The following is a 10,622-nucleotide window of genomic DNA, read 5'->3' as shown; positions in this document are numbered from 1 at the left end:
TTCGGTCTCCTTTTTTGTATTGCCGGTTGAAAGTTATTTTTTGCGCCATTAAGTCGCGAGCCGAAAAAATATGTGGGATATTCAGCTCGAAAATTTTTGCACTTCGTTCTTGAATCTAAGCTTTCCGGCAGTGGAGGCCAGTGACTTGCGTGTCCTGCTGAACAACGACCGTATAGGCATTGCAGAAGTTGACTCAAGGTTGCCATAAATCGCAGGTTCATAACTTCCTAATCCTAAATTGTACAAGTTAGAACAACATCCTTTCTAATACCCAATTTGCACAAACCGTAACTTGTTTCTTTTGTTAATTATGGCAAAATCTATTCATGACAAAAATAACTTATCTATCTTTGTTAAATTAAAGAAAACACTAACCAACATCCAAAGAAGCATGAAGAAAAATATATTCTTATTGTCATCAGCACTCACAATGAGCCTTTTGGCGTCGGCACAGACGGAAGTTACTGTGGGAATAATGCAAGGCAAGGATTATGGAGTGACTTATATGCTCCCGCAAACCGAAATTGAAATCAAGGTACATGCCACCCAACATACTTATACCCCTGGTGAATTCTGCCGTTATGCCGACCGCTACCTGCACCTTTCAGACGTATCGGACGACCCCGAAGTCTATTGGACAATCGACAAAATAGAAACAGGCATAGTCGGAGTACCCGACAAGGATAACGTCTATTTCGTAAAGATGAAAGACAAGACCGTAGCTCCTTTAATGGAACTGACAGAAGACGGCATCGTACGCTCTATCAATCTACCTTTTAGCGGCAAGAAAAAAGATACCCCAAACAAATCTCCAGAGGGGGAAAAAGCCAAAGAAGTTGATGTGCGTAGTTTCCTGACCGAAGAAATCTTGATGGCAAACTCCAACGCCAAGATGGCCGAACTTGTTGCCAAAGAAATTTATAATATACGCGAAAGTAAGAACGCTCTGATACGAGGTGAAGCAGACAATATGCCTACCGATGGCAACCAACTGAAAATCATGTTAGACAACCTGAACATACAAGAGCAAGCCATGACAGAAATATTTACCGGAAAGGAAAAGAAAGAGACAAAGATATTCAACGTCCGCATTGTTCCACAAGAAAAGGAAGACGAAATAGCCCTACGCTTTTCTCGCAAACTGGGTGTAGTAGACAATGACAATTTAGCAGGCGAGCCGATTTATATCAGCATTAAAAACATGAATGTCCTCAATCTTTCGCCCACCGAAGGAAAAAAGAAATTAGAAGGCATCATCTACAATGTACCAGGAAGAGCAAAGGTTGTACTGACCTATCAAGGCAAGAATCTGTTCGACAATGAACTTCCTATAACCCAATTCGGTGCGCAAGAATATCTTGCTCCCGTATTATTCAACAAGAAATCCACAACCAAAGTATTGTTCGACACCAATACAGGAGCTTTATTAAAGGTAGATAGGGAAGAAGACTAAATCAATGTTTATCTTCGAACCCTTAAATTGATTTTATTTTCACTGGAATGTGATGTAATAAGCAGTTCAATAAATTCCTGGAACTTGCCTTTCTGACATACGATAATATTATCCCTTGATACGTGAACTCGGCGAATTTTTATCATTTTGGAAAAGTTCGGGAGGGTCCAAAATAGTCCTGTCAACAATATCGCCTGATTATCAATGGATATTGTTGACAGGACTGAGTCTTTGGTAAACATTTCCATGAAAAATAAAAAAAGCCTTGCCTTTAAAGGCAGCCTATTTTTTATTGTATTTCATAAAGTTTGTACAGTTCCTGTCACCGTCGCCGTAACTTGCTGATAATGAAGCGATATTGTTGACAGGACTGTTTTACCCGTGCCAAAACCCTGTTTTTCTTCCTCTTTTTTTCACGGGCAATTCTTTCCGTCCTGACACCGTGCTTGCTGACCCTCTGACGATGTGCTTCGTCCCCTCCCCATACAGTACGGCATGACACCCTCACGAAGCACTGCGCCGGGACTTCAGGAAGTGCTACATGGCAGAGTAAAGGAATAGCGAATGGAAATAGCAATAAATAGGGTAGGATTGTTTGATTTCATCGAACTCACGTTAAATTATAACATATAACTCAAACTTCGGTAAATTGCTTTACCAAATTTGAGTCATACGTCAGTTCGGGATAAGAAAAGCCTCATAAAAATTGGTAATCTTGCACCTTTATAGGTGGCTTGCAACAACTTACAAGAATACAAGCGGTGATTACCGAAAACAAAGTTATAGAAATTTTCTGTGTCATGGATGAGTTTTGCAAGAATTTCGCAATGTGCGAAAACCTCCTTCTTGAAGACAAGGAACACCGTCGCCGCAACCTCAGACGCTATGCCAACATCGTACATTCAAGGCACAGTTCAATACACAATTTCATCATGAACATCTGCTCTGCACTCACGGCATATTCATTCTTTGAGAACAAGCTGGAAGCATTGCCGGTACATGTGGAAAGAACAACTCTATTGACATTGTTTTAACAGGAGCTTATCCCGAACTCACATCTTGATATTAGGAGCTTCCAAGCCAAGCCCCTTCTTACGATCCACGACCTTCAAAACAAAACCTAAAATCAAAGCAGCTACACCAAGACAGGCAAGCATAACAAGCGGAGCTGTGTAATCATAAGAGACAGCTGCTTCCTCAGGCGTAATCATTCCATTCTGTAAATCGACCACAAGCTGAGGATTGGTTTTATCAAGCACTTTGCCAATTAACAGCGGAAATAACCAAAGTCCTATATTCTGAATCCAAAAAATAAGAGCATAAGCGCTACCGATAATTTTTGCATCCACCAACTTAGGTACACTTGGCCACAATGATGCCGGGACTAAAGAAAAACTTGCCCCCAGAACCAAAATAGTGAGATAAGCCACTATAATTCCTCCTATAGCACTTCCTTTAAGTATAGGCAAAACAAATGCAAATGTCAGATGGCAGAAAATCAACAACAAAGAACCGATTACCAACATACTGGCAGCCTTCCCTTTATGGTCAACATAGTTACCCAAAATCGGTGTAATGCCGACAGCCAGCAAAGGAAATACCGCAAACACTGTCTCTGCACTCTGACGCATATAACCCATATAGCAGAAGAAAACCAATGCTATACCTGCCACAACCAATAGAGTATTCTTCATGAAAGCACGCTTAGAGAAATTACTAGCAAAAGCGGCAGCAGCTACAACTAACATGATCAAATATTGAATGACAGTCACTGTATTAGTAGCCCAGAAAGAGCCTGCCGGTACTTCTGAGAATGCTAAATTACATTGAAGCATATTGACTGCATATTTCTGGAAAGGGAAAATAGCAGAATAATACAATACACACAACAAAGCCACCAGCCAAAAACCGCTACTTGATAGAATACTTCCCAAATCACTTATTTTAAACGGATCATCTTTCTCTTCGGCTTCCCCCGTTTGTGCATCCAAATTCTTATCCATAAAGAAATAGACGATAAACATTATCAACGCAATCATCAGCAACACTACGCCAAAAGCAACCGAACGAGAAACATCAATCACTCCACCCAACTTGGCGAACATAGGCGAAAAGATCATGCAGGTAGCCACACCTAAACGGGCAAGAGCCATCTCCGATCCCATAGCCAAAGCCATTTCACGCCCTTTGAACCATTTGACAATACCACGAGATACTGTAATACCAGCCATTTCAACTCCACAGCCAAATATCATAAAACCTACAGCTGCAAATTTAGCTGACGCAGGCATGCCTTCATAAAAAGGAGAAATACCCAGTTCCTCAAAACCCGGAATATAATTCAAATTATTATTGAACCAAGTTTCAAGGCCACTTCCTTGGAAACTCTCAGTCACAGCATACCAATTTATGACAGCTCCCACAAGCATCACTGCTCCAGAAAGGACAGCTGTAAAACGTACTCCCATCTTATCCAAGATAATGCCTGCAAAGATGAGAAAAAAGACAAATACATTCAAAAAGGTCTCAGAACCTTGCATTGTTCCGAAAGCCGTAGAGTCCCAACCGCGAGTAGACTGCATCAAGTCCTTAATGGGAGACAGAATATCCATAAAGATATAGGAACAGAACATGGCAAAAGCCAAGAACAACAGAACCATCCAGCGTATTCCTGCCGAATCACGTAATGTTTGATGAATTTGGGAAGTAGAATTCATTATATCAACAGTTTATGAGAAACAAAAAACGGGATTGCTTCATAATAATATGCAGCAATCCCGCTATTTCAGAAATTATAACTTTATATCAATTTACAGAGTCTGCAGGAGCTTTTGCCGCAGGGGCTTCCACCTGAGGAGCAGATGTACCTACAGGCATATTGTACGGATTAGTTGCTTCCTGTTGTGTTGCCTGATCCATAATTACATCACCTTCACGCACGGTAGCAGACGACAACACATAAGCGGTAGCAATACTTAGAACAACCATTACGGCAGCCAATGTCCATGTAGCTTTTTCCAAGAAGTCTGTCGTTTTACGTACACCCATAATCTGATTGGATGAAGAAAAGCCGGAAGCCAAACCGCCTCCTTTCGAATTTTGAATTAAAACAATGAAGCACATCAGCACAGATGCAAGCAACATTAAGATAACTAATAATAAATACATTTCTACTTATTTTGATTTAGCGTTAATAATCAATTTTTCCAAAAATCGGATTTGGTCTGCAAAGTAAGCATTTTTTTTTGTATAATTCAAGTCTAACTTTTTAATTATTTCAAGTGCTTTCTCATATCGGTGCTGTTTTACATAAATTTTAGCCAATGTTTCAGTAAAATAACTATCATCTTCTCTTTCTACAACACTATCTTCACCCTTTTCTTCCTCTGCTTCCTCTGCTTGATCATCATTCACTTGGTCAGTCGGAAGCTCCCTTTCATCAGAATTCATCTTGTTCAAGAAACCATCAATCAAATCCTGACCACGTAAAGGTGGCATTTCATTTTCTACGGCTTCAGTGGTTTTATCACCATGCAGCAAATAAGCTGTATAATCCATCGTATAATCTAACTCCGGCGTCTGAGATTGTACATCCGGCATTTTGGCAAGAAAAGCATCAATAAGAAACAATGTACGGTCAATTCCAGGTTCCTCCTCCTTTCCTAAGATAGAAACAACTTGTTCGTTACGATTCAATTTATAGCTCTCGCCTTCAATGAGGTAAAACAAAGATCGCCTGTCTGCGACATAAAGTACAGCTTTTCTTAATTCTGCTCCAAAACTCACATCATGAAGCAAATATAAATTCTTCAAGTACAGCAAACGAACGGACTGAAAATAAGGATAACGCGCAACCAATGTTCGTAATTCATACAAAGAACCCTGATTCAAAGTTTCAGGGTGCAGAATCCATTGTTGTAACTGAACAGCTGTCATCTTTTACCAATTAGCTACTGTTGCATTAAAGATTTGTTCTGTAATATCTTTAACCATCAACGTTATCAGATTATCCTGCACATCGGTCAACAACTGCCCTGAATCATAAGTTTGAAAAGCTGAGAACTGTTGTTCAAAGTCTTCTTCATGATTAGTATTGTTGACATATCGTACATTCACCGTCAACGTAACTTTTACTTTCGAAGCAAAACCACTGGCATCTACTGATTCATTATATTGATTATACCCCGTAATCTCACCATCAATTTCCAAGTCTCCTCCAGAATTTACAATCTGCAAACGGGTCTGCTGTATAAACATATCCTTCAGTTTCGTATTAAATTCCACTGCCAGAGGTGCATAAACATACTCTGCCCGATTAGGGAAATCGGAAATAGAAATTGTCTTGACTTTCGTATAATCAATGGAACTAATCGGAGCCAATCCCAAAGAAATGCGACATGAATACACAATAAAAGCCAAACAAGCACAAACAGCAATGATTCCTATCTTCTTAATCCAATCCATATTCCTTTATTTTTCTATATAAAGTGCGTTCTGAGATGTTCAAATCCTGAGCCGCACTTTTCCGTTTTCCATGGTGTTTCTCAAGAGCTTTACGAATCATATCCCTTTCTACATCATCTAAAGCTAACGATTCTTCTACATATTCCTCTGTATCTTGAATATCATCATCGTTCACAGAAGATGAAAGCGAAGTAGTCGGTTGAATGATGGTAGTCACATTCGGCGCAACTGTTGCAGGTGTCACAAGTTGAGGTTGGGAAGGAGAGGTGTAATAAGACGATTTAATACCACTCCCCACACCTGTAACCGCCCGTTCAGTCATAATCTCATGGACAAGCTTTTTCAACTCCGTCACATCCTGGCGCATATCAAACAAGACTTGGTAAAGAATCTCGCGTTCACTCCCAAATCCTTTACTTCCCTTATTTCCTAATAAAGCCGGCAAACGTTGTGCATTATTCTCAGGCAAATAGTTTTTCAAGATATCTGCATTGATCTCCCGATTAGCCTCTATTATGGAAATTTGTTCTGTGATATTCTTCAACTGTCTCACATTTCCAGGCCAAGTATAGGCTATCAACATCTGACGTGCATCCTCAGTCAGTTGTAAAGGAGGCATATGGTACTTCTCAGCAAAATCAGAAGCAAACTTGCGGAAAAGTAAGACAACGTCTTCTCCTCGCTCACGCAAAGGCGGTATCTGAATAGGCACAGTATTCAAACGATAATACAGATCTTCACGGAATCGTCCGTCGGCAATAGCCTGTACTAAATTGACATTGGTAGCAGCCACAATTCGAACATCTGTTTTCTCTACCTTAGATGAACCCACTTTTATAAATTCCCCACTTTCGAGTACGCGAAGCAAGCGTGCCTGAGTAGGCAAAGGCAATTCACCTACTTCGTCCAAAAAGATGGTGCCGCCATTTGCCTCGCCAAAATAACCTTTACGTTCACTAATAGCCCCAGTGAAAGCTCCTTTTTCATGTCCGAACAATTCTGAGTCAATAGTCCCTTCAGGAATGGCTCCGCAGTTTACAGCAATATACTGCCCATGCTTGCGACGGCTGTATTGATGTATAATCTGCGGAAAGCTTTCTTTTCCTACACCGCTCTCTCCAGTTATCAGAACAGACAAGTCTGTCGGCGCCACCTGCATAGCAACATCAATCCCCCGAAGCAAGGCTTCATTGTTTCCAATGATACCAAAACGCAACTTGACTTGCTGTATCTCTGCCTTCACCATATTATAAATCTGCTTCTGTTGTTGTATCTAACTTCAATTTGTCACTGTCATCACGCTTCTCATAATACAATTTTCGAAGCGGATTTGAACGAGCCTGTCGATCATGCTGACGATTACGATACACATCAATAGCTACATAAACAGCCTGACGGAATGAATCTTCAGATGCAATACCTTTCCCCGCTATATCATAGGCTGTACCATGTGCAGGCGAAGTACGCACAACAGGAAGTCCAGCCGTAAAGTTCACGCCTTCGTCCATTGCAAGTGCCTTAAAAGGTGCCAAACCTTGGTCATGATACATGGCCAATATACCATCAAAGTGCGAAAATCCGCCTGCTCCCATAAAGCCATCGACCGGGAAAGGGCCAAAACAAAGGATGCCTTCTTCGCCAGCTTCTTTCATCGCCGGGATAATAATATCCTGCTCTTCTGTACCTAACAGGCCTTCATCGCCAGCATGCGGATTAAGCGAAAGGACAGCAATACGAGGTATCTCAATATTAAAGTCCAATTTCAATGAACGATGGAATATACGTAATTTTTCCTTTATCAATTCCTTATTTAGCACTGAAGCAATCTTACTCACAGAGATATGTCCCGTGACAAGTGCCACACGCAAATCATTCTTCATCAAAATCATAAGCGCTTTCCCGCCCTCACCAAGTGCTTGTTCAATATATTCGGTATGACCAGGAAAATGAAAGTCTTTCGACTGAATTGTATGTTTGTTGATAGGAGCCGTCACAATCACATCAATCAGCCCTTTTTTATATTCCTCAACAGCCTTTTCCAACGCAGCCAAAGCAGCATGACCCGCTTCAGGAGTAGGATTGGCAAACTCCACTTTCACGTCATCGCCATTGCAGTTTACAATACTTAAACGACCCGGAACTGCATTTTCTGCCGACTCTACAATACTAAAATTAGTCGGCAAGTCAAGGGATTTGCGATGGTAAGCAGCAACTTTTGGGGAACCATATACGATAGGGGTACACAATTCCAACATTGCAGGCTCTGCAAATGTCTTCAAAATAACTTCATAACCAACTCCGTTGATATCGCCTTGCGTAATGCCGATTCTTATTCTTCTATCTTCCATTATTATTTCTTCCCATTAATAATTGTATCATTGGACGCCTTCTCATCCTGAAGCTCCTTTCCGTATTCCGTTTGCTGTTCTTTAGCTGATAAACGTAAAGTATAAAGAGATGCTTCCATCTGACGAACCAAATTTCTTTTTAATTTATCTGGTGAATAAACAAAGATTTCAGCAACAATAATACGCTGATTCTTTTCGTCCAAACGCATGTGGGAAACAAACGGGCCTCCCATAAAGTCACCTTTAATACGCCATAAGCCACGTGCCTCAAGCGCATAAGTGTCCTGAACAGAAATAGGCTTTACATCCGTCAGCAATGTATCGGTCGCCATATACATACCTTCACGTGCGCCAAGAATATTAACTTTCATCACAGAATCGCGCTTAGCCAGAAAATATTCCTTCGTAAAAGTATCTTTATCACGATAAGGAAAAGAATAAATCACAAAGTTCTGATCGCCTGTTGCCGTATTGGTTCCTGCCCAAAGGAAATCCTCCCCTATTTTATGGGAAGTCAATTCACCAGGCACCCACACTTCGCAATCAAACATCTTTTTTACTTCGCTATATACAAAATTATTATGCTTAGTCTCCAATATAGTAATCTGGCGGTTCATCTCGGCGCGAGTGAAGAAATCAATAATAGTCTGCCGATGCTCTGCCACATAGGTAGCAAAGGAATCTTCATCTGGTGCCTGTATCGTCAATATAGACTGGGGAGAAGCATATACATCTTTACTATACTTCATCGTGGGTTGAGTATAGATGTCGCGCACATCGACCACTATAATATTACGAATCAATTTCAGCGTTGCATCATAATGAGCCGGATCGGTATACATAATTCTAAAAGAACGCTCAGATTGAGGTAACCCAGGAACATCTGAATCAAGCACATCGTAGAGGGCACGACCTGCGGGACGTTCCCACATTTGTTGGTCTATCACAACCAAAATCTCATATGCCCGACCACTGGACGTGGGAGTTAGCAACCCTTTACCACTCTTCTTGCCACCACAAGATGAGAACGCAGCCAATGCCACAAACATACTGAAGTAATACAAAAACCTTTTCATATCTTACCTATTTAAATTTTACAAAGCTACAAAGAATGCCTTTATCCACCATGCCAAAGTTAATAATTTATATTAATTCATATTTCCCGTCTCCTGTTTGGCAGTAGACAGCATCCCACAAGCCGCAAATATATCTTCTCCACGGGAAGCACGTATGGTTGTAAACAAGCCATGCGATGTTAAATAATCGCGAAAACGAATCATCGTTTCCATATCTGCCCCCTTCAAGTCAACACCCGGAATAACATGAAACCGAATTAAGTTCACACGACAATCCAAGCCACGTAAAAGCTTTAACAGCCCTTTTGCATAAGGAACGGTATCATTTACGCCCTTGAAAACGATGTATTCAAAAGACAAACGGCGTTGTTTACTAAAAACATAATCATGTAGTAAATCTACTATCTCTGTAATAGAAAAAGCCTTCTCGGCCGGTATCAATTCTCTACGTTGTAAAGGTAACGGAGAATGGAGGCTCACAGCCAAATGACAATCACTTTCTTCAATGAAACGCTTCAGGCCTTTACGCAAACCAACTGTAGAAAGCGTCACCCGCTTCGGACTCCAAGCGTAACCATAAGTAGCGGTCATTATTTCAAGGGTCTTTAACACTTCATCCAAATTATCAAGCGGTTCACCCATTCCCATCATCACTACATTCGTAAGTTTTTCCCTTTCAGGTAACGAATGAATTTGATTTAAAATCTGATTGGCAGTCAAATTGGCCGAAAAACCCTGCTTACCCGTCATACAAAACTTGCAACCCATCTTACAGCCGACCTGCGAAGAAACACACAAAGTTGCCCTATCATCATCTGGTATATAAACGGCTTCCACATAATGTCTCTCTCCAACCTGATAAAGATATTTCACGGTCCCATCTGTCGAACACATCGCGTCTATAGGAGAATAAGCACCAACCTCATATCCTTCCTTCAGCATTTCACGATGCTTCAAAGAAAGATTAGTCATTTCATCAATAGAAACTACTTTCTTATCATACAGCCAAGATGCAATCTGTTTGGCAGAAAACGAAGGCATCCCCAAATATTTCACGACAGATTGCAATTCCGACAAAGTCATTCCCAAAAGAGGTTGTTTCTGCATACCACGCTTCTTATAGTTTTCGGCTGCAAAGGTAGTACAAAAATCGGTGAAACGGAAAGTCGGGGCGAATAAATTGACAGACAATAGATAAGGAAGACTGATGCGGACATAAGTGAGGCCAACGGAGACCGGTAAAAAGCCAGGAAAAACCGTCGCGGCGTAACCAAATCGTAA

9 protein-coding genes and 1 pseudogene are annotated in these 10,622 nt (G+C 40.9%); 2 read left to right on the top strand and 8 right to left on the bottom strand.

The genetic code is table 11. From position 1 onward, the window contains the following. Window positions 1-391: 391 nt before the first annotated feature. Window positions 392-1,453 (top strand): DUF4831 family protein, encoded by a 1,062-nt coding sequence (locus tag Q0Z70_RS11810; RefSeq protein WP_298074773.1) that lies wholly within the window; start codon window positions 392-394, stop codon window positions 1,451-1,453. Window positions 1,454-2,328: 875 nt separating this feature from the next. Further along, window positions 2,329-2,487: pseudogene (locus Q0Z70_RS11805) on the top strand (IS982 family transposase); the annotation flags it as partial. An 18-nt stretch (window positions 2,488-2,505) separates the two neighbouring features. Here Q0Z70_RS11805 and Q0Z70_RS11800 read toward each other — a convergent pair. The 8 genes from Q0Z70_RS11800 to rlmN all read right to left on the bottom strand — a co-directional run bounded on the left by Q0Z70_RS11800 (window position 2,506) and on the right by rlmN (window position 10,448). Further along, window positions 2,506-4,170 carry an MFS transporter gene (locus tag Q0Z70_RS11800; protein ID WP_298074771.1) on the bottom strand — a complete coding sequence of 555 codons (1,665 nt, stop codon included), beginning with the start codon at window positions 4,168-4,170 and terminating at the stop codon, window positions 2,506-2,508. An 88-nt stretch (window positions 4,171-4,258) separates the two neighbouring features. Beyond that, a complete protein-coding gene (gene secG / locus Q0Z70_RS11795) occupies window positions 4,259-4,621 on the bottom strand; it encodes a preprotein translocase subunit SecG (protein ID WP_298074770.1) in 363 nt (120 codons plus the stop codon). A 6-nt stretch (window positions 4,622-4,627) separates the two neighbouring features. Beyond that, on the bottom strand, window positions 4,628-5,389 hold the full coding sequence (locus Q0Z70_RS11790; protein ID WP_298074768.1) for a tetratricopeptide repeat protein: 762 nt from the start codon (window positions 5,387-5,389) through the stop codon (window positions 4,628-4,630). A 3-nt stretch (window positions 5,390-5,392) separates the two neighbouring features. Continuing rightward, on the bottom strand, window positions 5,393-5,917 hold the full coding sequence (locus Q0Z70_RS11785) for an LptE family protein (RefSeq protein ID WP_298074765.1): 525 nt from the start codon (window positions 5,915-5,917) through the stop codon (window positions 5,393-5,395). Then, on the bottom strand, window positions 5,904-7,163 hold the full coding sequence (locus Q0Z70_RS11780) for a sigma-54 dependent transcriptional regulator (RefSeq protein ID WP_298074763.1): 1,260 nt from the start codon (window positions 7,161-7,163) through the stop codon (window positions 5,904-5,906). Before Q0Z70_RS11780 ends, Q0Z70_RS11785 begins: the two co-directional genes overlap by 14 nt. Before the next feature lies 1 nt (window position 7,164). After that, window positions 7,165-8,265 (bottom strand): 4-hydroxythreonine-4-phosphate dehydrogenase PdxA, encoded by a 1,101-nt coding sequence (gene pdxA / locus Q0Z70_RS11775; protein ID WP_298074761.1) that lies wholly within the window; start codon window positions 8,263-8,265, stop codon window positions 7,165-7,167. Between the two features lie 2 nt (window positions 8,266-8,267). After that, window positions 8,268-9,341: a DUF4837 family protein gene (locus tag Q0Z70_RS11770; RefSeq protein WP_298074759.1), complete on the bottom strand. Its 1,074-nt coding sequence runs from the start codon at window positions 9,339-9,341 to the stop codon at window positions 8,268-8,270. 72 nt (window positions 9,342-9,413) lie between these two features. Then, entirely contained in the window at window positions 9,414-10,448 is a 1,035-nt protein-coding gene (gene rlmN / locus Q0Z70_RS11765; RefSeq protein ID WP_298074775.1) for a 23S rRNA (adenine(2503)-C(2))-methyltransferase RlmN, read from the bottom strand. Between the last annotated feature and the right edge of the window lie 174 nt (window positions 10,449-10,622).

This window comes from uncultured Bacteroides sp., from assembly GCF_947632445.1.
In the GTDB taxonomy this organism is placed as follows: Bacteria; Bacteroidota; Bacteroidia; order Bacteroidales; family Bacteroidaceae; genus Bacteroides.
Note: the sequence above shows the minus strand (reverse complement) of the source record. Positions and strands in the feature narration are given on the sequence as shown.